This is a genomic window from Streptomyces sp. NPDC046870 (assembly GCF_040704595.1).
GTDB lineage: Bacteria > Actinomycetota > Actinomycetes > Streptomycetales > Streptomycetaceae > Streptomyces > Streptomyces argyrophylli.
This window is the reverse complement of the sequence record NZ_JBEYXM010000001.1, coordinates 548,002-573,514: the sequence shown is the minus strand read 5'-3', so window position 1 is coordinate 573,514 and position 25,513 is coordinate 548,002. Positions and strand designations below refer to the sequence as shown.

Sequence of the window (25,513 nt, the reverse complement as noted above, 5' to 3'; positions counted from 1 at the left end):
ACCCGATGCCGGACGGGCCCAGCCCGTCCGGCATCGGCATACGCGTCGGCCGTTACTCGGCGGCGCCCGCCGCGTCCGCCGACTGGGCCTTCAGGGCCCGTTCGACGCCTGCGCGGGACTCCGAGACGAGGCGGCGCAGGGCCGCGGTCGGCTCGGCCGAGGCCAGCCAGGCGTCCGTCTTGGCCAGGGTCTCCTCGAAGACCTGGACCGACGGGTACAGGCCGACCGCGATCTGCTGGGCGATCTCGTGCGAACGGGAGTCCCAGATGCCCTTGACGACCTCGAAGTACTTGTCCGTGTAGGGCGCGAGCAGCTCCCGCTGGTCGGTCTGCACGAAGCCGCCGATGACGGCCTCCTGCACGGCGTTCGGCAGCTTGTCGGAGTCGATGACCGAGGACCAGGCCTCCGCCTTCGCCTCCGCCGTCGGGCGGGCCGCCCGCGCGGTGGCCGCGTGCCGCTCACCGGCCGCCGTCCTGTCCCGCTCGTACTCGCTGGCGATCTCCGCCTCGTCGTACCGGCCGACCGCCGCGAGCCGCTGGACGAACGCCCAGCGCAGCTCGGTGTCGACGGCCAGGCCCTCGACGGTCTGCGTGCCGTCGAGCAGGGCCTCCAGCAGGTCGAGCTGCTCCGGGGTGCGCGCGGTCGCCGCGAAGGCACGCGCCCAGGCGAGCTGGTGGTCGCTGCCCGGCTCCGCCGCGCGCAGGTGCGCCAGCGTGGCGTCGGTCCAGCGGGTCAGCAGGGCCTCGCGGGCGGCCGGGGCGGCGTACAGGTCGATGGCCAGCTTGACCTGGCGGTGCAGGGACTGCACCACGCCGATGTCGGACTCCTTGCCGATGCCCGACAGCACCAGGGCGAGGTAGTCGCGGGTGGCCAGCTCGGCGTCCCGCGTCATGTCCCAGGCCGACGCCCAGCACAGGGCGCGCGGCAGGGACGCCTCGAAGTCGCCGAGGTGCTCGGTGACGGCCTTCAGGGACTCCTCGTCCAGGCGGACCTTGGCGTACGACAGGTCGTCGTCGTTGAGCAGGATGACCGTCGGGCGGCGCGTGCCCGTCAGCTGCGGTACGGCGGTCAGCTCGCCGTCCACGTCCAGCTCGATCCGCTCGGTGCGCACCAGCTTGCCGGCGTCGGACAGGTCGTAGAGGCCGATCGCGATGCGGTGCGGGCGCAGCGTCGGCTCGCCCTTGGCGCCGGCCGGCAGCGCCGGAGCCTCCTGGCGGACGGCGAACGACGTGATCACGCCCTCGGCGTCGGTCTCCACCTCCGGGCGGAGGATGTTGATCCCGGCCGTCTCCAGCCACTTCTTCGACCAGGTCTTCAGATCGCGGCCGGAGGTCTTCTCCAGGGCGCCGAGCAGGTCGGACAGGCGCGTGTTGCCGAACGCGTGCGCCTTGAAGTACGCCTGCACGCCCTTGAAGAACTCCTCCTCGCCGACGTAGGCGACGAGCTGCTTCAGCACGGAGGCGCCCTTGGCGTACGTGATGCCGTCGAAGTTGACGAGGACGTCGTCCAGGTCGCGGATGTCCGCCATGATCGGGTGCGTGGACGGCAGCTGGTCCTGCCGGTACGCCCAGGTCTTCATCGAGTTCGCGAACGTGGTCCACGAGTGCGGCCAGCGCGAGCCGGGGGCCGCGGCCTGGCAGGCGATGGAGGTGTAGGTGGCGAACGACTCGTTCAGCCACAGGTCGTTCCACCACTCCATGGTGACCAGGTCGCCGAACCACATGTGGGCCAGCTCGTGCAGGATGGTCTCCGCGCGGACCTCGTACGCCGCGTCGGTCACCTTGGACCGGAAGACGTACTGGTCGCGGATGGTGACCGCGCCCGCGTTCTCCATGGCGCCCGCGTTGAACTCGGGCACGAAGAGCTGGTCGTACTTCTCGAACGGGTACGCGTAGTCGAACTTCTCCTGGAACCAGTCGAAGCCCTGCCGCGTGACCTCGAAGATCGCGTCGGAGTCCAGGAACTCGGCGAGCGAGGGCCGGCAGTAGATGCCGAGCGGCACGGTCTGCCCGTCCTTCTCGTACACGCTGTGCACGGAAGTGTACGGGCCGACGATCAGCGCGGTGATGTACGTCGAGATCCGCGGGGTCGGCGCGAAGACCCAGACGTTGTCCTTCGGCTCCGGGGTCGGCGAGTTGGAAATGACCGTCCAGCCCTCGGGCGCCTTCACGGTGAACTGGAAGGTGGCCTTCAGGTCCGGCTGCTCGAAGGACGCGAAGACGCGGCGGGCGTCCGGGACCTCGAACTGGGTGTACAGGTAGGCCTGGTCGTCGACCGGGTCGACGAACCTGTGCAGGCCCTCGCCGGTGTTGGTGTAGGCGCAGTCCGCGACGACCCGCAGGACGTTGGGCCCCTCCAGCAGCCCGGGCAGCGCGATCCGCGAGTCCTTGAAGACCGCGGAGGCGTCCAGGTGGTCACCGTTGAGGACCACCTCGTGGACGGCCGGGGCCACCAGGTCGATGAAGGACTCGGCACCGCCGCGGGCCACGTCGAAGCGCACCGTGGTCACGGACCGGTAGGTGCCGCCCTCCTGCGCGCCGGAGAGGTCGAGATCGATCTCGTACGAGTCAACGGTGAGCAGCTCGGCCCGCTGCTGCGCCTCTTCGCGAGTCAGGTTTGTGCCAGGCACGCGGTCATCTCCTCGATATGTGTCGGTTGCGTCATCCTTCCATGTGATCGAGGGGGAACGCGATGTCCGTATCCCGCCGGTCGGCGCGGCGCCGCGGCGGGAGGCTGGGCTCATGACGACGTACACCGCACGGCCCGTCCCGGCCGAGGTCCTCGAGGAGCTGCGCACCGCCGACGACGCCGGCCGCCCGCCGGTCCCGGTGACGGACGAGGAGGGCGGCGCCCCGCTGCGCTGCTGCCTGCGCCACAGCCTGCCCGGCGAGCGGATCGCCCTGGTCTCGTACGCGCCGCTGCGCCGCTGGGCGGCCGGGACCGGCGCCGACCCGGGTGCCTACGACGAGCAGGGCCCCGTCTTCATCCACGCCGGTGAGTGCCCCGGCCCGGCCGGTGACGCCCTGCCCTTCACCAACTCCCACCGCGTCCTGCGCCGCTACTCGGCCGACGGCCGCATCCTCGGCGGTCGCCTGGTGGAGCACCCGGACGCCTTCGCCCCGGCCCTGACGGAGGCCTTCGCCGACCCGGAGGTGGCGCTGGCGCACGTACGGGCGGTGGAGTACGGGTGCTTCCTGTACGAGGTGCGACGGGCGTAGGCCACGCGGGCGCGGCGTTCGGGCCGCGGACAGGGCAAGGAAAAGGGGCGGCCCCCCGGGGCCGCCCCTCTCCCTTGCCGGTGACCGGGTTACTTCGCCGAGAGCTCCGCCGCCACCAGCTCCGCGATCTGGACCGCGTTCAGCGCGGCGCCCTTGCGGAGGTTGTCGTTGGAGACGAACAGGGCCAGGCCGTTGTCCACCGTCTCGTCGCGGCGGATCCGGCCGACGTACGACGGGTCCTGGCCGGCGGCCTGGAGCGGGGTCGGGATGTCGGAGAGGGCCACGCCCGGCGCCTTCGCCAGCAGCTCGATCGCGCGCTCCGGGGAGAGCGGGCGGGCGAAGCGGGCGTTCACCTGGAGGGAGTGGCCGGAGAAGACCGGCACGCGCACGCAGGTGCCGGAGACCTTCAGGCCGGGGATCTCCAGGATCTTGCGGGACTCGTTGCGCAGCTTCTGCTCCTCGTCGGTCTCGTTGAGACCGTCGTCGACGAGGTTGCCGGCGAAGGGCAGCACGTTGAAGGCGATGGGGCGCTTGTAGACGTGCGGCTCGGGGAAGTCGACCGCCGCGCCGTCGTGGGTGAGCCTGTCCGCCTCGGCGGCCACCTTCTGCACCTGGCCGTGCAGCTCGGCCACGCCCGCGAGGCCCGACCCGGACACCGCCTGGTAGGTGGCGACGACCAGCGCCTCCAGGCCGGCCTCCTCGTGCAGCGGCTTGAGGACCGGCATCGCGGCCATGGTGGTGCAGTTCGGGTTGGCGATGATGCCCTTGGGACGGTCGGCGATGGCGTGCGGATTCACCTCGGAGACCACCAGCGGGACCTCGGGGTCCTTGCGCCAGGCCGAGGAGTTGTCGATCACGACGGCGCCCTGGGAGGCGACCTTTTCGGCCAGCGCCTTGGAGGTCGCGCCGCCCGCCGAGAAGAGGACGATGTCCAGGCCGGTGTAGTCGGCGGTCGCCGCGTCCTCCACCGTCACGCCGTCCAGCACGGTCCCGGCGGAACGGGCCGAGGCGAACAGGCGCAGCGTGGTGACCGGGAAGTTCCGCTCCGCGAGGATCCTGCGCATGACCGTGCCCACCTGACCGGTGGCTCCGACGATTCCGACCCTCACGGTGACTCCCTCTGTGTGTCTCTTGCCTGACCGGGGCGTTTCCATCATGCGGCCGACCCCGGTCCACCTGTCCAATTCTTTGTCCCGCGTGCCCGAGGAATGGGACACGCCCACCCGGCGGACGGTTCCCAACCTCCGCCGGGCACCCGGCCGGGCTGCAGGAATTCCCTCTGCCGGGGGTCCGCGCCGGAAGCTGTGCTGTCCCGCCCCTGCCCGTCCGGATCCCGGCCATACGGGGGTGTGACGTACGCCTCCGCGGACTTCCGGAACCGGCCGAACGTTTCGGCCCGCCGCCGCGTCGTAGGGGCAAACGCGTGAGGGGGTGGCTTGTGCTGCGCGGAAAGGCGCGCCGCGACCGGGGGGCGGAGTACGCCGCCGGTACGGACGGTACCGGCGGCGATCCGCTGGACGCGGCCCAGGAACGCCGGGTGCGGGCGGTGCTCGCGCTCGGCGGGGTGCCGCAGTCGGACCTGCCGGACGGGGTGCAGCAGGTCCGGCTGCGGCTGCTGGAGCGGGCCGCGAGCGGGCGCGAGGCGCCGCGGGACGTGTCGGCGTGGGCGGCGGTGGTCGCCTCCAACCTGGCCATGGACTGGCACCGGGCCAAGCGGCGCCAGGAACGGCTGGGGGAGCGGCTGGCCGCGCTGCGCGCGCCCGCGCACGCCTCCGGGGAGGAGACCAGCCTGCTCTCCCTCGCCGTCGCCCGGGGCCTGGACGAGCTGCCGGCCGCCCAGCGGCAGGTCGTCGTGCTGCGCTTCTTCGCCGACCTGCCGGTGCGGGCCATCGCGGAGGAGCTGGGCATCCCGGAGGGCACGGTCAAGAGCAGGCTGCACACGGCGGTCCGCGCACTGCGCGACCGGCTGCACGAGGACGAGGTGGCGTGACATGACCGCCGGACACGAGGACGCGCGGGGCGCCGACGGCGCCGGACAGCAGGGGGAGCGGCACGGGGAGCGGCAGGGGAGCGGCGAGTACCGCGGGCGCGGGGAGTACGACGGCATGGACGCCCTCATGGCCGCGGTCACCGGGGACCCCCTGCCGGAGGAGGCCCGGCGGGACCCCGCCTTCCTCGCCGCGCACCGGGCGGCCGAGGCCGACGTGGCCGTGCTGCGGGACCAGCTGGTGCGGCTGGCCGAGGCGCTGACGGGGGAGACGAGCACCGGGGAAGTGTCCGCGGCGTCCCCGGACCCCGTACCCGCCCCGCCCCCCGCCCGACGGACCCGCGGCCGTGCCCGCCCCTCCGCCCCCACCCGGCCGGCCCGGCCGGGGCGCCCCGGGCGGCCGGACGGACCTCGCCGGGCCCTGCGGATCGCGCTCGGCTCGCTCGCCGGTGCCGCGGCGTTCTCCCTGGTCCTGGGCTTCGGCTGGCTGGTGGCCCAGGGCGGTGGCCCCGGCGGGGCGGACGACAAGAGCGGGGCCTCGTCGGCGGCCAAGGGCAATGCCGACGCGACGGGCCAGGAGGCCGGGGCCGGCGGGCGGCCGGCGTACCCGGAGCGGGAGCTGGCCTGCTCCCGGCTCGTCGTGGAGGGGACCGTGGCGCGGGTGGAACGGGCCGGGGACGTGCCCGGCAGCCGGGTCACGCTCACCGTGACCCGCTCCTACCGGCCCGCGCACGGCCCCGCCGAGGTCCGCTTCCTGCTCGGCGCCGGCGCCCGGCCGGCGCCCCGCGCGGGCCGGCACGTGCTGGTGCGGGTCGGCCGGGGCGAGCGGTACGCGGACCTGTGGGCCGTGGGCGACCGCCGGGTGGCGGCCGCGCGCGCCTGGATCACCGACGCGCTGCCCGGGTCCCGGGACCTGGCCTGCCCCTCCGGCGACGGCCCCTGAGCCGGGAGCGACACGAAGAGGGGCGGGCGTCCGTCAGGACACCCGCCCCTCCTCGTGCGCGTCACCCCGTTACGGCGTGACCTTCTCGATCTTCACGCTGCCGCTGCCCGCGACCGTGCCGCGCGCGTTCACGAGCTGGACCCGCCCGAAGAACTCGCGGCCGGCCGGGGCCTCGGCGGCGGCCGTGACCTGGCCGGTCACCGTGGCCGAGTCGCCCGTGCCGAGCTTGACCGGGGCCGAGCCGTCGACCGTGACGGAGCCGAGCGCGGTGGAGAAGAACACGTCCCGGTAGTCGTAGTCGGTCGAGCCGGACGGGACGGCGTAGCCCACGACCTCGATGGTGTAGGTGCCGGCGGCCGGGGACGGCACGGACACCGCCTCCTCCGAGTCACCGTCGGCGGACTTGCCGACCTCCTTGCCGGAGGCGTCGTACACCATCAGGTCCAGGTCGGCCGCGGCGTCCGAGACGCCCCCGATGGCGACGTCGAGGGAGGTGGCGCCGGCCGGGACCTCCACCGTGGTGGTCTGGGTCTCGCCCTCCTTGATGGCCGGGCGTGCGGTCTTGGCCGAGCCGAGCGGGCCGCCGGTCAGCCTGCCGTCCAGCGCGGCGTACGCGTTGGTCACCTTCCAGGAGGCGGTGGCCGGGGTGCCCACCTTGGCCTCGGGGACGGTCACGGTCTCCGGGTCGAAGGCCGCGCCGAGGACGGTGACGTCCAGCCGGTAGGGGTTGTCGAGCAGCGGGGAGGTCCGCCGGGACTCGACCTCGACCTCCCAGACGCCGGGCTGCGGGTCGGCGTAGGAGCGCACGTCGGGCTTGCAGCCGTTGCCGTCCAGGTAGTTGTTGTAGCAGTACGGCGTCGAGGTGTTGTCGGACGGGACGCCGTACGGGTGGATGGCGATGAACCGGGTCTGGCTCTTGTCCTTCAGCCCGCCGATCGCGACCTCCAGCGAGGTGGCGCCCTCGGGCACGCTCAGGAAGTAGGAGCGCGTGCTGTTGCGCTGCACCGAGCCGGACGCGGAGTAGGCGTACTTCACCGGGGCCGCGACCACGACGGTGGACAGGATCTGCTTGTCGACGCCCTCGGTCCGCGGGTCGTCGACCTCCAGGATCGCACTCTTGAGGCCCTCGGACCTGGGGGCCGCCTGGACCTTGACGGTGACCGGCTGGTTCAGCGGCAGCCTGACGTCGTCGTCGCCGACGATCCGGAAGGTTCCGCCGGCGTCGTTCGCGAAGCGCAGCTCGTGCCGGACCGCCTTGTCCGGGCCGGACGTACGGGTGATCGTCACGTCGTACGTCTTCTTCTGGCCCGCCTTCAGACCGCCCTCGCGGTCGTACAGGCCGGTGCCGAAGCCCGGGGTCTTCAGGGCGTAGTCGATCGCGGTGTCGACCGGGGCCTTGACGGTGTACTCGTGGGCGGTGGCGCCGTCCCTGATGGCGTCCCACGCGTCCACGATGTCGATGAGGCCCGCGCCCTCCTCGTACGCCTGCACGCCCTTGATGTGGTGGGCGGTCGAGGTCAGCGCCGTGCGCAGCGCGGCGGGCGTGAGGTCGATGCCCTTCTGCTTCGCGGCGCTCAGCAGCAGCGCGGAGGCGCCGGCGGCCTGCGGGGAGGCCATCGAGGTGCCCTGGAGCATCGAGTAGCCGGCCGGCAGCGCGTAGCCCGCCTCGGCGACCGGGGAGCCCGGCAGCCAGGTCTGGGTGGTGTTGATCGCGGCGCCGGGCGCGCTGAGGGTCGGTGTGAAGCCGCCGTCCTCACGCGGGCCGCGCGAGGAGAAGGGCATCATCGCGTACTTCGTCTCGACCACCGAGCCGTAGTTGGCGGCCCAGGTCTCCTTGGAGATGGTCGCGCCCACGGAGATCACCTTGTCGGCGAGACCGGGGTCGCCGATGGTGTTGGCGCCGGGGCCGGAGTTGCCGGCGGAGATCACCAGCTGGACGCCGTAGGTGTCGATGAGCCGGGTGTACAGCTCGGCGCGCGCGTTGTTGCCGTCGTTCAGCGCGGGCAGGCCGCCGATCGACATGTTGACGATGTCGACCCCGCGCTTGGTGACGAGGTCGATCATGCCCTCGGTGAGGGCGACGTTGGTGCAGCCGCCGGTCCAGGTGCAGGCCCGCGAGGAGACCAGCTTGGCGCCGGGGGCCGCGCCGTTCATCTTCCCGCCGAACAGGCCGTTGGCGGCGGTGATGCCGGCGACGTGGGTGCCGTGCTCGGACTCGATGACGCCGATGTTGACGTAGTCGGCCTTCGCGCCGGAGGAGTTGTAGACGACGTCCTTGCGGGTCTCGACGACGAAGGGGACGCGCTCCACGACGTCCGTCGCGGGGTCGTCGGTGCCGAAGTACCCGACCTGGTAGCCGTCCTTGTACGGCTTCATCGCCGCGTCGTCGGTGAAGTCGAGGTCGTCGTCGGTGTCCACGCGGACCGTGCCGGTGGCCGGGTCGTAGAGCACGCCCCAGGCGTCGGTGGTGTCACCGTCCCGGTTGAGGTCGCCCTTCTCGTCGCCGCCCGCGGTGGCGGACTCGTACATGTAGTTGAACTTGTACGAGCCCTCGGGCGCCGTGAACTTCTCGGTGCCCTGCGAGGCGGTGCTGATGGAGAAGGAGGGGCCCAAGACACCGGTGGTCATGCGCCGCCAGGTGCCGTCGCCGTCGACGACCGGGTCGGTCGCCGTCACCCAGTCGACGATCTTCCGTTCGCCGGTGGTGGTCCTCTGCAGGGCCGGGTGGCCGAGGTCGACGCCGGAGTCCAGGATGCCGATGGTGATGCCGCGGCCGTCCGCCTTCGGGTGGTCCTCGACGAAGTCGACGGCACCGGTCTCGAAGGACGGGTTGTACGGGTTCGCGGCCGGGGTCTTCTTCCCCGGCGCGGGGTACGTGCCCTTGTCCGCCGTGGACTTCGCGCCGTTCGGCGCCGGGTCGTCCAGCGGGATCTCCTGCTTGAGGTCGATCGCCTGGACGGAGGAGAGCTTCGCGGCGGCGGCGATGGCCGAGTCCGCCCGGCCCGTCGGGACGGTGGCGCGGACGTAACCGAGCTTGTCGTCGGTACGGCCCACCAGGCCGCCCTCGACCGCGTCCAGCTGCCCGGCGACCTGCTCCGTCTTCCCGGGCGAGGTCGCGATCATCATCGTGACGTTCTTGTCGCCGTCGGCCTTGGCCTCGGCGAGCAGGGCGGCGTCGTCGGAGCCGAGCTTGTCGTGGGCGGACTTCACGGCGGGGTCGGCGGCCGGGGCGGGGGCCGGGTCCGCGGCGAGGGCCAGGGGTACGGGCCCCGCCGCGGAGAGGGCGGCCACGACGCCCACGGCCACGGCTATGCGGGCCAGGCGTCTCGGACCGGGTATCGGATCACGCGCGGGCGTGTGGGTCATCGGCATCCCTCAGGTCAAGGAACGAGCGGACGGAGCGCTCAGCCTGACCGAAGGGTTCGGATTTTGGGGACCGTTGACCGAATCGAAATCAAGGTATGGGGAAAACCCGCGATGGGATATGAGCGAAGTCGGCCGGTATGGTCCGGATTTCGCTCACCCCTCCTTCGAACGGGCGTAATGCCGGGAGGCCTTGGCCCGGTTGCCGCACGCGGCCATCGAGCACCAGCGGCGGGTGCCGTTGCGGGAGGTGTCGAAGAAGTACAGGACGCAGCCGCCGCCGGCACAGGTGCGGATCCGCTCGGGAGCCCGGGTGAGCAGGTCCAGGTAGTTCCGGGCGGCCAGCCAGGCCGGGCCCCAGGCGGGATCCGTGAACTCGGGCTCCTCGGCCGGACCGCCGGCGGTGAGCCGGGCCCGGATGCGGCCGTGCTCCAGTACGGCGTCCACGAGCGGAGCCGCCCGCCGCGGTGACCCGTCCACGGCCGCCTTGACCGCCTCGCGCGCCGTGCGCAGATGGCGCAGCACCGCCGCGTCGGCCGGGTGGATTCCGGCCAGGCCGTTGCCCGCGAGCCAGACCGCAAGACCCTCGGTGTCCACGAGCAGGTCCTGGACGACGCCGTCGCTGTTCCACCGGGTGTTGAGCAGGTCGAGCGCGAGCGGCTCTCCGGTGAGCGGGCGGGGGTCGCGGGTGCTGGACATCGGGCACTCCTCCTCGGCTAACCAGTCAAGCGTACGTGAACGGTTGACTCTGTCGACTCTAACCTCCTAACGTGATGAATGACGGTTAGAGATGCCCGGTGAGGGCACGCCGAAGGGAAGAGTCATGACCTTGAGCACCGGCCACACGGGCCTGAACGTCACCGACCTCGACCGCTCGCTCGCCTTCTACCGGGACGTCCTCGGCTTCACCGTGGTGGCCGAGGGCAAGGAGGACGACCGGCGCTACGCGTTCCTCGGCGACGGCGGCGACCAGCTCCTGCTCACCCTCTGGCAGCAGGCGCGGACGTCGTACGACCGCGGCCGGGCCGGCCTGCACCACCTGGCCTTCACCGCCGACTCGATGGACCGGGTCCGGGAGTACGAGACGGCGCTCAGGACCGCCGGGGTGGAGTTCGCCCACGACGGCGTGGTCGCCCACCGGGAAGGCGCGTCCTCCGGCGGGATCTTCTTCCACGACCCGGACGGCACCCGCCTGGAGATCTCCGTCCCGCACGGCGCCGAGCAGGCCCCCGCCCCGCACGCGTCCGCCCCGACCTGCGGTTTCTTCTAGTCATGGGCGTGTTTCACGCGGGCTCGCGGGCCCTCCAGGACCGGACCGGCGTGCGTGACCGGGCCGACCACGTCGGCCGCTCCCTCGGCCAGGACATCAAGCCGGTCGCGGCGGCCTTCCTGGAGCAGCAGCCCCTGCTGATCGTGGGCGCGGCGGACCCGGGGACGGGAAGGGTGTGGGCCTCGGCGCTCACGGGAGCACCCGGTTTCGTACGGGCGACGGGCCCGAGGCGGACAGCCGTCGACGGAGACACCGCCCGGGCGTTTGCCCGACGGCTGTGCGACCGGCCCGAAGGGGCACAGCCGGACGACGGCCCACCGCGCGTGGGCACCATCGCCCTGGACCCGAGAACCCGCCGCCGGATGCGCCTCAACGGCCGCCTTCACCCCACGGCGACCGGATTCACCGTGGAGGCGGACCAGGTCTTCTCCAACTGCCCGAGGCACATCCAGCGAAGGGAGTCGTACGAAACGGCCGACCGCACCCCCGGCACCCCCCGCCACCTCACCGAACTCGGTGACACGGAAGCCGGCTTCATCCGGTCCGCCGACACCTTCTTCCTCGCCACCGTGCACGGCTCCGGCGCCGACGCCAGCCACCGCGGCGGCGGCCCCGGCTTCGTCGAGGTCACGTCCCCGCGCGAGCTGACCTGGCCGGACTACCCCGGCAACGCCATGTTCCTCAGCCTCGGCAACCTGCGCACCGACCCCCGCGCCGGTCTGCTCTTCCTGGACTGGGAGACGGGCACCACCCTCCAGCTCACCGGCGAGGCCCGTACCGAGTTCGCCCCGGACGGCGCCCGTACCGTCCGCTTCACGCTCACCGAGGCCGTGTGCACCCCGGCCGCCCTGCCCCTGCGCTGGTCCGCGCCGGAGTATTCGCCTGCCAACCCGGACACCGGGCGCTAACGTCCGTCCATGCGACGGAAACTGAGGGTGGCGGCCTACGCCGTGTGCGTCCGCGACGGACAGCTCCTGCTCGCCCGCTCGCCGGCGCCGGACGGCACGCCCGAGTGGGTACTGCCCGGCGGCGGCATGGAACACGGCGAGGACCCCTACGACACCGTCCGCCGCGAGGTCGGCGAGGAGACCGGCTACCGCATCGAGGTGACCGGTCTCCTCGGTGTCGACTCCTTCCGCCACGTCCTCCCCGGCGGTTTCCCGCGCCGCCGCACCGACCACCACGGGGTGCGGATCCTCTACACGGGCGAGGTCGTCGGCGGTGAACTCCGCCACGAGGTCGGCGGTTCCACCGACTTCGCCGCCTGGCAGGACCTCGACGCCGTACCCGGGCTGACCCGGGTGCGGCTGGTCGACACCGCGCTGCGGCTGTGGCGCGAACAGCCGCCGCACGGACACCTGGAGGACGTGGCCCTACCCCGGCAGTTGAACGAGGAGTGACCGGTCCCGGTCCACCGGCGATCCGCTCCATGACCGCGTCCGGTAAACCCGTGATCCACGTACGGTGATTGGCGTCACGCGTTGCCGCCGCGTTCACGCGCAGGTCATCCCCGGTGCCAACGATCCACGGTGAGCGGGGCGTTCGCGTCCGTGACGGCCCGCGACCACTGCCGACGCGTTCGCACCCGGGGAGACCGCGCATGTCGCGCATACGCTCTGTCGCCACCTCCGCCGCGGGGGTCAACCGCCGTACCGTCCTCGCCGCCGCCGGGGCGGTCTCGCTGTCCGCGGGCGTCGGCTACGCCCTGCGCCCGCCCGGCGGCGAGGCCGTCATCGCCGCCGAGGAGCCCGTCGCCCACGGCGGACGGGCCTTTGCCGCCGCCCCGCTCGCCCCCTACACCAAGGGCACGACACTCGCCTCCGTCGCCGCCCCCCGGAACAGCTCCGGCTACCGCCGGCTCGGCGACGGCCCCGGCTGGAAGCGGGTCGTACGCGAGGAGCTGGCCACGCCCAAGGCCGGCCGCGCCGGCCGCCGCCGGACCCTCGCCGCGTTCGTGCAATTCACTGACATGCACCTGACCGATGTGCAGCACCCCCTGCGCGCCGAGTTCGTGCGCGCCGCCGACCCGCACGCCTGGCGCCCGCAGGAGGCGCTGACCGTGCAGGGTGCCATCGCCTTCGTCGAACGGGTCAACGCGTTGCGTGGCGGACCCGTCACCGGCGCCCCGCTCCACTTCGTGATGACCACCGGCGACAACACCGACAACAACGCGCTGTGCGAGCTGGAGTGGTACATGAAGGTGATGAGCGGTGGCCGCTTCACCCCGAACTCCGGTGACCCGGCGCACTACGAAGGCGTACAGAACAGCGGCCTGAAGCTGTACTGGCAGCCCGGCTCCGCCCTGCGCGACGACGACAAGGCGCTCGGCTTCCCGCACCTGGACGGGTTCCTGGCCGCGGCGATCCGCGAGGTGCGCAGCCCCGGTCTGAAGCTGCCCTGGTACTCCACCGTCGGCAACCACGACATGCTCCAGCTCGGTGTCTACGGCTCCCACGGCGACCCCTACCTGGCCGAGGCCGCCATCGGCGGCAGGAAGCTGATGACCGTCACCGCCGCCGAGGCGAGGAAGTTCCGGGACACCAACAAGAACGCCCGGGACCCGCGGGGCGCCGGCTACCGGGAGTTCCTCAAGGCGCACGCGCGCGCCATGCGCTCCGTCACCCCCGACGAGAAGCGGGCACCGTACACGCCCGCCGACTACCTCAAGGCCCACCTCGACCCCGCCCACCAGGGCGTCGGCCCGGTCGGGCACGGCTACTCCTCCGCGAACCTCGACGCCGGGACCCAGTACTACTCCTTCCGCGTCTCCGACGACGTCATCGGGATCAGCCTCGACACCAACGACGCCGGCGGCCACTTCGAGGGCTCCCTCGGCACCGCCCAGCTCGACTGGCTGGACAGGACCCTGAAGGACAACAAGGACTCCTACGCCGTGGTCTTCAGCCACCACACCAGCAAGACCATGACCAACACCCGTCCCGACCCGGCCCGTCCCGGCGAGCGCCGGCACACCGGCGAGGAACTGGTGGCCCTGCTCTCCCGGCACCGCAACGTGCTCGCCTGGGTGAACGGCCACGTCCACAAGAACATCATCACCCCGCACGCGGCCTCCGGCGGCCACTCCTTCTGGGAGATCTCCACCGCCTCGCACATCGACCACCCCCAGCTCGCCCGTGTCGTCGAGCTGGTCGACAACAAGGACGGCACGCTCTCCGTCTTCACCACCCTCATCGAGTCGGCGGCCCCGCACCGCACCGACTTCGCGGACCTCTCGCAGACCGGGCTCGCCGCCCTCTACCGTGAGCTGTCCTTCAACGCCCCCGGCGCCAGCAAGACGTTCGGGGGCAAGGCGGCCGACCGGAACACCGAGCTGGTGCTGAAGAAGGGCTGATATTCACTCAACCGGAGTACACCGGGGCAACCTTCGCACAACGCTCCCGGGTCCCTCCCCCCGACCGCACCGGCACACCACAGGTTGGGGAAGACATGCGCGCACGCACAGCTCTGGTGGGCGGCACCGCCCTGCTCCTCGCGGCGGCCCTCGCGGGGCCGGCCGTCGCGGCCGGCCCCGCACCCCACGAACGCACCCGCGAGGCCGTCGAGGCGGCGGTCGAGGCCGGCGCCCCCGGCGCGACCGTCACCGCGCGCGACGGCCACGGCGTGTGGTCCGCCACCGCGGGCGTGGGCGACACCCGCACGGGCGAACCGCGCTCGCCCGCCGACCGCTTCCGCGTCGCCAGCATCACCAAGACCTTCGTCGCCACCGTCCTGCTCCAGCTGGAGGCGGAGGACCGGCTCTCGCTCGACGACCCGGTGGACCGGTGGCTGCCGGGCGTGGTCCGCGGCCACGGCCACGACGGCCGCCGGACCACCGTCCGGCAGCTGCTGAACCACACCAGCGGCATCCACGACTACCTCGCCGACCCCGGCTTCAGCACCGCCTACTTCACCAAGGACGGCTTCTTCCGGCACCGCTACGACACCCTCACCCCGCGGTACCTGGTGGACCTCGCCATGCGGCACGCGCCGGACTTCGCGCCGGGCACCTCCTGGCGGTACTCCAACACCAACTACGTCGTCGCCGGGATGGTGATCGAGAAGGTGACGGGCCGGTCGTACGCCGCCGAGATCAACCGCCGGATCATCGGCCCGCTGCGCCTGGGGGCGACCTCCGTGCCCGGCACGCGGGCCACCCTGCCGCGGCCGAGCAGCAGGGCGTACTCGACGTTCAGGGTTCCCGGCGGCCCGGCGTACGACGTCACCGACCTCAACCCGTCCATGGCCTCCTCCGCCGGAGAGATGATCTCGGACTCCGCCGACCTGTCCCGCTTCTACGGCGCCCTGCTCGGCGGCGAGCTGCTCCCGGCCCGGCAGCTGAAGGAGATGGAGACCACCGTGGCCACGGAGGCCGACGCCCCGCACATCCGGTACGGACTCGGCCTCATGAACACCCGGCTGAGCTGCGGCGTCCGCGTCTGGGGCCACGACGGCGGCATCCACGGCTCGGTGTCCGAGGCGGCGTCGACGGCGGACGGCCGGCACTCCGTGGCGGTCAACTTCAACGGGGACTGGGCCGGGGACACGGTGGACGTGCTGGAGAAGGAGTTCTGTTAGCCAACGTTTCGTCCGCGTAGCTCCGCGTTAACGCGCACGCCATGTCCGTACCGCCTCATATCGGCTAACCCGCTGTTCACGGGGATGGCTCGATTCATGTGCAAGGCGGGTGGTCGTGTGCGCGCGAGGCACGGACTGCGTGTGCTGTCGGTCTACGAGGGCTTCTTCTCCGGAGGGGCCCGGATCGTGCACTCCGACGTCGTTCTGGGACTGGCCGAGGGCGGTCAGTCCCACCAGGTACTCAGCATCCACGGGGAGGTCCACCGCGAGGCCACCCGGCAGCGCATGGAGGACGACGCCTGCTACCGGGCCCTGACCGCGGGCGGGGTCGGCGTCACCTCGCTCGGCCGCACCGCGGGGCTGGTGGACGGCACGGTCGCGGCGAACGTTTTCAGCGGGCCCGAGCTGGCCGGAACAGCGCGGTCCATGGCCGCGGCGGACGTGATCCTGTCGCTGAAGGAGCAGCCGCTGGCGCTGCTGAACCAGGCCGGGCTGCCCCGCCGCCCGGTCGTCGTCTGCCTGCACCGCTCCGACCCGGAGAACCAGGGCCCGGCGCTGGCCGAGCTGAAGGCCGCGATCGCCGACGGCACCGTGGTGGCCTGCGTGTGCTGCGCCGAGTCCACGCGGGACGCCTACGCGGCGGCCGGCATCCCGCGCGAGCTGCTGCACGTCATCCCCAACGGGGTGGACCTGCTCCGCTTCCGCCCGGACCCGGCCGCCCGGACGGCGTTGCGCGCCTGCCTGGACATCCCGGCCCCGGCACCGGTGACCGTCTTCGCGGCCCGCTACGCCACGATGAAGAACGTCCCGCTGTTCCTGCGCGCCGCCCGCGCGTGGCTCGCCCGTGAGCCCGAGGGGCACGTCCTGATGTGCGGTGCGGGCATGACGGACAGCAACCCGGCGCTGTGGGCCGACCTCGAGGTCGCGTTCGGCGCGGACCGGCACCTCGCGCAGCGGGTGCGGCTGCTCGGCGTGCGCCGGGACATGGAGACCGTGTACGCCGCCGCCGACGTCGTCGCCCTCACCTCCGCCTCCGGGGAGGCGGCGCCGCTGTGCCTGATCGAGGGCATGATGTGCGGCGCGGTCCCGGTCACGACGGACGTGGGCGACAGCGCGCGGATCGTCCGGGGCCACGGGTTCGTGACCCCGCAGGACCCCGAGGCCATCGCCCTGGCCTGGTCGGCGGCGGTCGCCGACCGCGCCGTACTGGCCCCGGCGCTGGCGGCGAGCCGCGAACGCTTCAGCCGCACGCGCATGATCGCGGCGTACGCCGCCCTGCTGGCCGGCGTGCACACGGCGGCCTCGCGCTTGCCCGAGCCGCTGTAGCGGGTCACGACACCCGGCTGAGCACCGGGAGGTAGCCGAGGGACTGTCCCGATGCCGTCGGGTGGTAGGACTCGGTGATCGCCAGCACGTCGACGCCGCGCAGCCAGGGCCGGGACGAGCAGATCTCGTGCCCGGCGAAGGCGGTGGTGACGTCGGCGAAGGTGAACCCGTGGGCGGTGGCGCGCCCGGCGATCACGGCGTTGAGGTGGTCCACGGCGTCGTTCAGCGTGGCGCGTTCGCCGTCCGGCAGGCCCAGCGCGCAGGAGCCCTGGAGGTGGTACAGGTGCGGGTAGCCGAGCACCACGACCCGGGCGGCGGGGGCCCGGTCCCGGATGGCGGAGTAGAGCCGGTCGAGGCTGCCCGCGAGGGACCCGTCCATCGTGGTGCGGGCCTGGGAGACGGCGGACAGGCACCCGTCCGTACCGCCCAGCGCACACTTCGCGATGACGGACACGAAGCCCGAGTCGCTGCCGCCGACGGTGAGCGTGACCAGCCCGGTGCGGGGGCTGAGGTGGCCGAGCTGGTCGGCCAGGACGTCGTCGGCACCGGCGCCGTTGCACGCGGCGAAGGTGAAGGAGGCCGGCGCGTGGGCCTCGGCCCACAGCACGGGGAAGGCCCGGCTGCTGCGCTTGCACTCCTTGCCGGAGTCCAGGTAGTCGCCGGCTCCGGCACCGGAGGAGTAGGAGTCGCCGAGGGCCACGTAGCCGCCGGACACGGTACGCGGCGCCACTTGTGCCGTCGCGGGACCGGCGAACGCGCACGCGGCCGCGAGGAGGAGGGAGCACGCGCCTGCCGCTATTCGGGGGTGTCTCATGACTCTCCTCTACCGTGGCCCGCCCCCGCCCCGCCCGCCCTGCTCGTCCGTTGCGGTGACTCCTCACCCGTCCGGCGCAGGAAAACAGGAGAAGCGGGCGGCCCTCGCTACCGGGGCAGCACCACGACGTACGCCGCCGGGTCGCGGTCCCCGGACGCCATCAGCGCCGTCCGCACCACCGCGGCCTGCTGCTCCGGGGCGTCCCGCAGCTTCCTGGGCGTGATGTACACGACCGTGATGCCGAGGCGTTCCAGGTGCTCGCGCTTGCGGGCGTACTCGGACCACAGCGCGTCCTCGTCCTCTCCCTGGCCTTGGCGACGGCCCTGCCGGGGCGCGCGGGTGTCGAGTTCGACGGCGACGGCCTGGTCCGGCCAGTAGGCGTCCAGGCCGCCCAGGTGCGGGCCGCCGGGCAGGCGCAGGTCGACGTTCCAGACCGGGTCGGGCAGGCCGTACTCGCGGACCATGCGGTACAGGCGGTCCTCGGCGATCGAGCGGCCCTCCGCGAGCAGCGCGTCCACGGCGTCCACCACGTGCGGGCGGTTCAGCAGCTTGGCGAGGGTCAGCTCCCGCACGACCGCCGCCGGTTCGCAGTGGCCGCCGCGCACCGCCTCGGTCAGCAGCCGCCGTACCGCCTCCGCGTCCGTCAGCTCCGCCACCGCGTCCGCCAGCGCCCGGGGCACCGGCGCCACCGGCAGACCGGTCACCGTCTGCGGGGCGGGCAGGGCGGAGGTGCGCAGGACGCGGACGTAGCGCGCGGAGCGCAGCCGGCGCTGGCGCGGGACCAGGACGTCCACGTGGTCCAGGTCGGTCAGCGCCGGGGTGGACGAGAAGCCGTGCAGGGTCAGCGCCGCCAGCCCGGTGAGCACCGCCTCCTGGTACTGCGGCCGGTGCGGGCTGCCGGCCGTCGGCTGGACCGGGACGCCCGGCTCCGTCGTGCGGGCCGCGTACAGCAGGGCCCCGTGCAGCCGCTCCTCGCCGGTGGGCGGGCCGGGGTGCAGCAGGATCACGTGCGGGAGGAGTTCCCGCCAGGGGCCGCCGGGCCGGCACTGCTCGGTCAGCTCGGCCGTCGGCACGCCGTGGGCGCGCAGCTGGGCGGCCGTCAGGACGCGGCGGTGGACGTCGGAGAGGTGGCGGAGGGGGCGGGGGGAGAGCGGGGTGTTGTGGGTCATGGCCTCGGGATTCCCGCGCCCGGTGCGGACCGTAACCGCTGTTACACGCCCGTCGAGAAATGCGGACAAGGCGGGACTAAAGGTCAGGTGTTCGGATGCCGAGTAGGGAAGCAAAACCCCTGGTCCGATCGGGTGCGGACCAGGGGTTACGGCTATGTTTGCCCGAATTTCGTAACGGTCACCGGCCGGGCAAGCTCAGGCCAAAGCTCACCGGCCGGCCGCGGCGTCGCACTCCTGCGCGCGCAGCGCCCGCGCCAGGTCGTCCCGCGCCTCCAGCACCAGCCGGCGCAGCGCCGGTGCCGCGTCCCGGTGCGCCTCCAGCCACGCGTCCGTCGCGTCCAGCGTCTCCGGCCGGTCCTGGTACGCCGGGAACAGACCCCGCACCACGTCCATGCCGATCTGGATCGACCGCTCCCGCCACACCCGCTCGACCGCCGCGAAGTACAGCTGCGCGTACGGTGCCGTCAGCTCCCGCTGCGACGGCTGCTGGAAGCCCGAGATCGTCGCCTCCACCAGCGCGTTCGACAGCGCGTCGGACTCCACCACCTGCGCCCACGCCTGCGCCTTGACCGACGCCGAGGGCCGCGCGGCCAGACAGCGCACCTGGTGCCGCTTGCCGGACGCCGTGTCGTCCCGGACCAGCTCCGCCGCCAGCACCGACTCGTCCGCCGCCCCGTGCGCGGCCAGCGGCTCCAGGAACGCCCAGCGCAGCTCCTGGTCCACCTCCAGCCCCTCGACCTCGACCGTGCCGTCCAGCAGGTCCGTCAGCAGCTTCAGGTCCGGCCCGGCGGACGCCACCGACGCGAAGAACCGCGCCCACGCGAGCTGGTGCTCGCTGCCCGGCTCCGCCTGCCGCAGCTCCCGCAGCGCCCCCTCGGCCAGCAGCTCCCCGCCCGTCTCCCGCCAGGCGGGCGCCGCGTAGTGGGTCAGCGCCGCGTTCGCCCAGGCGTGCAGCATCTGGAGCACCCCGATGTCCGACTCGCGGCCCGCGAAGCGCAGCACGAGACCGATGAAGTCCCGCGCCGGCAGCAGGGCGTCCCGGGTCAGGTTCCACAGCGCCGACCAGCACAGCGCGCGGGCCAGCGGATCGGTGAGCGCGCCCAGGTGCGTCCGCAGCGTCATCAGCGAGGTCTCGTCGAAGCGGACCTTGCAGTAGGTCAGGTCGTCGTCGTTGACCAGCACCAGCTCCGGCGCCTCGGCGCCCGTCAGCTCCGCCACGACGGTGCGCGGCTCGTGCACGTCCGTCTCCACGCGCGCGTACCGCTCCAGCGTGCCCCCGGGCGTACGCCGGTACAGGCCCACCGCGATCCGGTGCGGACGCAGCTCCGGGTGCGACTCCGGGGCCTCCTGGAGGATCGCCAGCTCGGCGATCCGGCCGCCCTCGGTGTCCAGCAGCACCTGCGGGGTCAGCGTGTTCACCCCGGCCGTCTGGAGCCACGAGGCCGCCCACGCCGTCATGTCCCGGCCGCTGGTCTCCGCGAGCACCGACAGCAGGTCGCCGAGGCGCGTGTTGCCGTACGCGTTCCGCTTGAAGTAGCGCCGGGAGCCCTCCAGGAACGCGTCCTGGCCGACGTACGCCACCAGCTGCTTGAGCACCGAGGCGCCCTTGGCGTAGGTGATGCCGTCGAAGTTCAGCTTGGCGTCCTCCAGGTCACGGATGTCCGCCGTGATCGGATGCGTGGACGGCAGCTGGTCCGCGCGGTACGCCCAGGCCTTGCGGCGGTTGGCGAAGGTGGTCCACGCGTCCTTGAAGCGGGTCGCGCCCACGTTGGCGAACGTGCCCATGAAGTCCGCGAAGGACTCCTTCAGCCACAGGTCGTCCCACCACTCCATGGTGACCAGGTCGCCGAACCACATGTGCGCCATCTCGTGCAGGATGACGTTGGCCCGCGCCTCGTACGACGCCTGCGTCACCTTCCCGCGGAAGATGTACTCCTCGCGGAAGGTCACCAGGCCCGGGTTCTCCATCGCGCCCAGGTTGTACTCGGGCACGAACGCCTGGTCGTACTTCCCGAACGGGTACGGGTAGTCGAAGTGGTCGTGGAAGAAGTCCAGGCCCTGCTTGGTCACCAGGAACACGTCGTCCGCGTCGAAGTGCGGCGCGAGACCCTTGCGGCACATCGCGCCGAGCGGGATCTCCAGCTTCGTGCCGTCCTCGAAGGTCCGGGTGTAGGAGTCCGTCACGTAGTGGTACGGGCCCGCCACCACGCACGTGATGTACGTCGAGATCGGCTTCGTCTCCGCGAACCGCCAGACCCCGTCGGCCAGTTCACCGGCGCCGTTGCTCCACACCGTCCAGCCCTCCGGCGCCCGCACCTCGAAGCGGTACGGCGCCTTCAGGTCCGGCTGCTCGAAGTTCGCGAACACCCGGCGGGCGTCGGCCGGCTCGTACTGGGTGTACAGGTACACCTCGCCGTCCTCGGGGTCGACGAAGCGGTGCAGGCCCTCGCCGGTGCGGGAGTAGGCGCACCGGGCGTCCACCACCAGCTCGTTCTCCGCGGCCAGGTCCTCCAGCAGGATCCGGGAGCCGTCGAACACCTCGCCCGGGTCCAGGTCCCGCCCGTTGAGCGACACGGACGTCACGCCCGGCGCGACCAGATCGGCGAAGCTGGACGCGCCCGGCTCGTTGCAGCGGAAGCGGACGGTGGTCACCGAGCGGAACGTGCGCGGCTCGCCGCCCGCGTCGCCGACGGCGGACCGCAGGTCCAGGGACACCTCGTAGCCGTCGACGGACAGCAGGGCGGCCCGCTCCCGGGCCTCGTCGCGGGACAGATTCTCACCGGGCACGGACGGCACTCCCTCGTGATCGCGTGTATGGCGGCTGAACAGCACCGATCCTGCCATGTGCTCCTGACAGCGGGGACGGGGAATGGCACAGCCGGCGGCCGCGTTTCCCCGGGAAAGGCGTTCCCCACGAGGAGAGACATGTCGGACAAGACCCCCGTCGACTTCTGGTTCGACCCGCTGTGCCCCTGGGCCTGGATGACCTCCCGCTGGGTGCTGGAGGTGGAGAAGGTACGGGACATCGAGGTCCGCTGGCATGTGATGAGCCTCGCCGTGCTCAACGAGAACCGGCTCGACGAGCTGCCCGAGGAGTACCGCGAGATGCTCGCGACCAAGGCGTGGGGGCCGGTCCGCGTCGTCATCGCGGCCCAGCAGGAGCACGGCGCGGAGGTGCTCGGCGACCTCTACACCGCGCTCGGCACCCGCATCCACAACCAGGGCGAGGGCCCCGAGAAGCCGGCCGTGGCCGCCGCGCTGAAGGACGTCGGGCTGCCCGAGTCCCTCATGGACCACTGGGACTCCACCCCGTACGAGCCCGAGCTGCGCGCCTCCCACAAGGAGGGCATCGAGAAGGTCGGCCAGGACGTCGGCACCCCGGTCATCGCGGTGCCCGGCCCCGACGGCGAGCAGATCGCCTTCTTCGGCCCGGTCGTCACCCCCGCCCCCAAGGGCGAGGAGGCGGCCCGCCTGTGGGACGGCACGATCGCCGTGGCCTCGGTCCCGGGCTTCTACGAGATCAAGCGCACCCGCACCAAGGGCCCGGACTTCAGCAACCTGTGACCCTCGCCGCCGCGCAGGCGAAGACCCCCGTGAGTCACGTCCTCACGGGGGTCTTCTCCCATCCGCCCGCCGTCGTGAAGGGTGAGAAGACGATCACGAGACGGGACGTTCTCAGGGCGCGAGGAGCAGCACGTCCGCGCGGGACCTCGCCGCCTCGTAGCGCTTCGCGACGTCCTGCCAGTCGACCACCTGCCACATGGCCTCGATGAAGTCGACCTTCTGGTTCCTGTACTGGAGGTAGAAGGCGTGCTCCCAGGCGTCGAAGACCAGGATCGGGGTGGAGCCCTGGCCGACGTTGCCCTGGTGGTCGTAGACCTGCTCCACGACCAGCCGCCCGCTCAGCGGCTCGTGGGCGAGGACGCCCCAGCCGGAGCCCTGGGTGGTCGCGGCGGCCTTGGACAGCTGGGTCCTGAAGGCGGCGAAGGAGCCGAAGGACTCCTTGATCGCCTCGGCCAGCTCGCCCACGCCGTCGGCGGCCAGCGGCTCGCCGCCGCCGTCCTTCGGGCCCGTCATGTTCCGCCAGTAGACCGAGTGCAGGATGTGCCCGGACAGGTGGAACGCCAGGTTCTTCTCCAGGCCGTTGATCGAGCCCCACGCCTCCTTGTCCCGCGCCTCGGCGAGCTGCTCCAGCGTGTCGTTCGCGCCCTTCACATAGGCCGCGTGGTGCTTGTCGTGGTGCAGCTCGATGATCTCGGGACTGATCACGGGAGCGAGCGCCGCGTAGTCGTAGGGCAGGTCGGGCAGCGTGTAGACGGGCATGGGTGATCCCCTCCGGAACCTTATTGCAAGTATCTTGCAACTGCACGCTAGCAACAACAAGCCCGGCGCAACAGAAAGGCCCCCACGTGTCGCACGCGGGGGCCTCTTGCGGGATACGGCGGTCAGCGCCCGGCACGCGCCCGCTGCCGGGCGTACCCCACCGCCGCCAGGACCAGCGTCATCCCGCCCGTCGAGTACAGCTGGACCCGGGTGTCCGGCTCGCGGGCCATCAAGGCGAAGATCGCGACCATGCCGGCCAGCGCGACCCAGGTCAGCCACGGGAAGCCCCACATGCGCACGACCAGCCTCCCGGGGGCCTCGCGTTCGATGCGGCGGCGGAGCAGCAGCTGGGAGACCGCGATGAAGATCCAGACGACCAGGATGACCGCGCCGATCATGTTCAGCAGCCAGGGGAAGACGTCGTCCGGGCGCCAGTAGCTGAGCAGCACGCACACGAAGCCGAAGAAGCAGGAGGTGAGGACCGCGGCGCGGGGGACCCCGCCGGACAGCCGGGCCAGCGCCTTCGGGCCCTGGCCGCGCTCGACCAGCGAGTAGGCGATGCGCGAGGAGCCGTAGATGTTGGCGTTCATCGCGGACAGCAGGGCGACCAGGACGACCACGTTCATCAGCTGGCCCGCGCCGGGGATGCCCAGGTGGTCCAGGGTGGCGACGTAGGGGCCCTTCGCCACGACCTCCGCGGAGTCCCAGGGCACGAGGGTGACCACGACCGCCATCGAACCGATGTAGAACAGGGCGATCCGCCACATCGCCGTGCGGACGGCGGAGGCGACACCGCGCACCGGGTCCTCCGACTCGGCCGCCGCGATGGTGACCGTCTCCAGGCCGCCGTACGCGAAGACCGAGGCGAGCAGGCCGACCAGCAGGCCCTCGCTGCCGTGCGGCAGGAAGTCGGTCAGGTGCGACGCGCCGGGGGAGTCGGTGCCGGGCAGCACGCCCGCGATGGCCAGCACGCCCAGCACCAGGAACAGGCTGATCGCGCCCACCTTCAGCGCGGCGAACCAGAACTCGAACTCGCCGAAGTTCTTCACGGCGGCCAGGTTCGCCCCGCAGAAGACGACCATGAACAGCGCGACCCACATCCACTGCGGGGTGCCCGGCAGCCAGCCCTGGACGATCTTCGCGGCGCCGATGCCCTCCAGGCCCACCGCCGTGCAGAGCAGGACCCAGAAGGACCAGCCCGCGGCGAAGCCCGCCCACGGGCCGATCGCCCGCTCGGCATGCGCCGAGAAGGAACCCGAGGACGGGTGGGCGGCCGACATCTCGCCGAGCATCCGCATCACCAGCATCACCAGGACGCCGGAGAGGGCGTAGGCGACGACTATGGACGGGCCGGCGGCGGCGATGCCCGCGCCGGAGCCGACGAAGAGGCCCGCGCCGATCACCCCGCCCAGGGCGATCATCGACAGGTGGCGCTGCTTGAGGCCGTGGGAGAGGGAGGCGTCCGCCCGCTGTCGCGGTGGCGTCCCGGTGGTCGTGCTGCTGGGCATGGGGGGCGGCTCTCCCAGTGCTATAGGGGGGCAAAAACCCCGCCAGTCTGGGCGGCCCGTCCCCCCGCACGACAAGGCCGCCCACCATCCGGACACCCGGGGTACACAGGGTGAATCTACGGTTACGCGGCCACGGGGGTGTAGTGCGACGCGTCGCCCTCGATCGAGTAGCTCTCCTTGCCCTCGATGCCGACCGGCACGTCACCGGCGACGGTCACCCGGTGCAGGCGGCGCGGCAGACCGTCGTAGTTGTCGATGGCGTAGTGCTGGGTGATGCGGTTGTCGAAGAGGACCAGCTGGCGCTCCGACCAGCGGTGGCGCAGCACGTTCTCCGGACGGGTGACGTACCCCTGGAGCAGGTCCAGGACCTTGCGGGACTCGCCCGCCGACAGGCCGACGATCCGCTGCGCGAACCCGCCGATGAACAGCCCGCGCTCCCCGGTCAGCGGGTGCACCCGGACCACCGGGTGCGCGGTGCGGTACTTGATGGAGGTGAACTGGGCGCGCTGGGCCGCCCGCTCCTCGTCGATCTCCTCGTCCGGCACCGCGTAGTCGTAGTCGTTGGTGTGCTCCGCCCACAGGGTGTCGGCCAGGCGGCGTAGCGGCTCGGGCAGGTCGCGGTAGGCCGCTGCCGCGTTCGCGATCAGCGTCTCGCCGCCGTACGGCGGCACGGTGAGCGAACGCAGGGTGCTGGCCTGCGGCGGGTTCAGGACGAACGTGACGTCCGTGTGCCAGTGGTTGGCGCGGCCCCGCTCGCTGTCGACCGGCAGCACGTTCGGGGCGCCGTCGACCGCGCCGACCGTCGGGTGCGCCGTGGTCAGCTCGCCGAAGTGGCGGGCGAAGGCCTGCTGGCCGGCGTCGTCCAGGTCACCGGCGTCGAAGACGAGCGCCTTGTGGACGCCCAGGGCCTCACGGATCGCGGTGACCTCCTCCGGGGCGAGCGGCCGGGTGATGTCGACGCCGGAGACGCGCGCGCCGATGCGGGCGGTGACCTTGGTGATCTCGATGGACATCGGG

General features: G+C 72.4%; 20 protein-coding genes. 10 read left to right on the top strand and 10 right to left on the bottom strand.

What is annotated here, in order from left to right; translation table 11 throughout:
* Window positions 1-52: 52 nt before the first annotated feature.
* Window positions 53-2,629 carry an aminopeptidase N gene (gene pepN / locus AB0946_RS02540; protein ID WP_366758783.1) on the bottom strand — a complete coding sequence of 859 codons (2,577 nt, stop codon included), beginning with the start codon at window positions 2,627-2,629 and terminating at the stop codon, window positions 53-55.
* Window positions 2,630-2,741: 112 nt separating this feature from the next.
* Between pepN (AB0946_RS02540) and AB0946_RS02535 the strand changes: the two genes are divergently transcribed.
* Window positions 2,742-3,218, top strand: coding sequence for a DUF1203 domain-containing protein (locus AB0946_RS02535; RefSeq protein WP_366758782.1), 477 nt, complete (start codon window positions 2,742-2,744; stop codon window positions 3,216-3,218).
* An 89-nt stretch (window positions 3,219-3,307) separates the two neighbouring features.
* Here the strand turns inward: AB0946_RS02535 and AB0946_RS02530 are convergent, their stop codons facing one another.
* Complete coding sequence (locus AB0946_RS02530; protein WP_366758781.1) at window positions 3,308-4,327, bottom strand: aspartate-semialdehyde dehydrogenase; 1,020 nt, start codon at window positions 4,325-4,327, stop codon at window positions 3,308-3,310.
* 329 nt (window positions 4,328-4,656) lie between these two features.
* Here AB0946_RS02530 and AB0946_RS02525 point away from each other — a divergent pair, with 329 nt between their 5' ends.
* Together AB0946_RS02525 and AB0946_RS02520 are read left to right on the top strand one after the other, a co-directional pair.
* Window positions 4,657-5,208: a sigma-70 family RNA polymerase sigma factor gene (locus AB0946_RS02525; RefSeq protein ID WP_171160015.1), complete on the top strand. Its 552-nt coding sequence runs from the start codon at window positions 4,657-4,659 to the stop codon at window positions 5,206-5,208.
* A gap of 1 nt (window position 5,209) precedes the next feature.
* On the top strand, window positions 5,210-6,148 hold the full coding sequence (locus AB0946_RS02520) for a hypothetical protein (RefSeq protein WP_366758780.1): 939 nt from the start codon (window positions 5,210-5,212) through the stop codon (window positions 6,146-6,148).
* 69 nt (window positions 6,149-6,217) lie between these two features.
* Here AB0946_RS02520 and AB0946_RS02515 read toward each other — a convergent pair whose 3' ends face one another.
* Together AB0946_RS02515 and AB0946_RS02510 are read right to left on the bottom strand one after the other, a co-directional pair.
* Entirely contained in the window at window positions 6,218-9,514 is a 3,297-nt protein-coding gene (locus AB0946_RS02515; protein ID WP_366758779.1) for a S8 family serine peptidase, read from the bottom strand.
* Window positions 9,515-9,667: 153 nt separating this feature from the next.
* A complete protein-coding gene (locus tag AB0946_RS02510) occupies window positions 9,668-10,210 on the bottom strand; it encodes a CGNR zinc finger domain-containing protein (protein ID WP_366758778.1) in 543 nt (180 codons plus the stop codon).
* Window positions 10,211-10,334: 124 nt separating this feature from the next.
* Here AB0946_RS02510 and AB0946_RS02505 point away from each other — a divergent pair, with 124 nt between their 5' ends.
* From AB0946_RS02505 to AB0946_RS02480, 6 genes are all read left to right on the top strand, one after another.
* Window positions 10,335-10,781, top strand: coding sequence for a VOC family protein (locus AB0946_RS02505; RefSeq protein WP_366758777.1), 447 nt, complete (start codon window positions 10,335-10,337; stop codon window positions 10,779-10,781).
* A 2-nt stretch (window positions 10,782-10,783) separates the two neighbouring features.
* Entirely contained in the window at window positions 10,784-11,689 is a 906-nt protein-coding gene (locus AB0946_RS02500) for a pyridoxamine 5'-phosphate oxidase family protein (protein WP_366758776.1), read from the top strand.
* A 27-nt stretch (window positions 11,690-11,716) separates the two neighbouring features.
* Window positions 11,717-12,181, top strand: a complete 465-nt coding sequence (locus tag AB0946_RS02495; protein ID WP_366759129.1) for an NUDIX hydrolase — start codon at window positions 11,717-11,719, stop codon at window positions 12,179-12,181.
* A gap of 200 nt (window positions 12,182-12,381) precedes the next feature.
* A complete protein-coding gene (locus tag AB0946_RS02490; protein WP_366758775.1) occupies window positions 12,382-14,133 on the top strand; it encodes a TIGR03767 family metallophosphoesterase in 1,752 nt (583 codons plus the stop codon).
* A gap of 95 nt (window positions 14,134-14,228) precedes the next feature.
* Window positions 14,229-15,356, top strand: coding sequence for a serine hydrolase domain-containing protein (locus tag AB0946_RS02485; RefSeq protein ID WP_366758774.1), 1,128 nt, complete (start codon window positions 14,229-14,231; stop codon window positions 15,354-15,356).
* Between the two features lie 141 nt (window positions 15,357-15,497).
* Complete coding sequence (locus AB0946_RS02480) at window positions 15,498-16,682, top strand: glycosyltransferase (RefSeq protein ID WP_366759128.1); 1,185 nt, start codon at window positions 15,498-15,500, stop codon at window positions 16,680-16,682.
* 4 nt (window positions 16,683-16,686) lie between these two features.
* On the opposite strand, the gene AB0946_RS02475 is transcribed toward AB0946_RS02480, so the two are convergent.
* The 3 genes from AB0946_RS02475 to pepN (AB0946_RS02465) form a co-directional block, all read right to left on the bottom strand.
* Window positions 16,687-17,496, bottom strand: coding sequence for an SGNH/GDSL hydrolase family protein (locus AB0946_RS02475; RefSeq protein WP_366758773.1), 810 nt, complete (start codon window positions 17,494-17,496; stop codon window positions 16,687-16,689).
* Between the two features lie 107 nt (window positions 17,497-17,603).
* The gene (locus tag AB0946_RS02470) at window positions 17,604-18,665 is read right to left on the bottom strand and encodes a hypothetical protein (protein WP_366758772.1); all 1,062 of its coding nucleotides are present in this window, start codon (window positions 18,663-18,665) and stop codon (window positions 17,604-17,606) included.
* A gap of 207 nt (window positions 18,666-18,872) precedes the next feature.
* Window positions 18,873-21,452: an aminopeptidase N gene (gene pepN, locus AB0946_RS02465; RefSeq protein ID WP_366758771.1), complete on the bottom strand. Its 2,580-nt coding sequence runs from the start codon at window positions 21,450-21,452 to the stop codon at window positions 18,873-18,875.
* A gap of 138 nt (window positions 21,453-21,590) precedes the next feature.
* Between pepN (AB0946_RS02465) and AB0946_RS02460 the strand changes: the two genes are divergently transcribed.
* Window positions 21,591-22,229, top strand: coding sequence for a DsbA family protein (locus tag AB0946_RS02460; protein ID WP_171156315.1), 639 nt, complete (start codon window positions 21,591-21,593; stop codon window positions 22,227-22,229).
* Between the two features lie 111 nt (window positions 22,230-22,340).
* Here the strand turns inward: AB0946_RS02460 and AB0946_RS02455 are convergent, their stop codons facing one another.
* The 3 genes from AB0946_RS02455 to AB0946_RS02445 all read right to left on the bottom strand — a co-directional run bounded on the left by AB0946_RS02455 (window position 22,341) and on the right by AB0946_RS02445 (window position 25,509).
* Complete coding sequence (locus tag AB0946_RS02455) at window positions 22,341-22,988, bottom strand: superoxide dismutase (RefSeq protein WP_366758770.1); 648 nt, start codon at window positions 22,986-22,988, stop codon at window positions 22,341-22,343.
* Between the two features lie 122 nt (window positions 22,989-23,110).
* Window positions 23,111-24,496 carry an amino acid permease gene (locus AB0946_RS02450; protein ID WP_366758769.1) on the bottom strand — a complete coding sequence of 462 codons (1,386 nt, stop codon included), beginning with the start codon at window positions 24,494-24,496 and terminating at the stop codon, window positions 23,111-23,113.
* 122 nt (window positions 24,497-24,618) lie between these two features.
* Window positions 24,619-25,509 carry a TauD/TfdA family dioxygenase gene (locus tag AB0946_RS02445; protein ID WP_366758768.1) on the bottom strand — a complete coding sequence of 297 codons (891 nt, stop codon included), beginning with the start codon at window positions 25,507-25,509 and terminating at the stop codon, window positions 24,619-24,621.
* Between the last annotated feature and the right edge of the window lie 4 nt (window positions 25,510-25,513).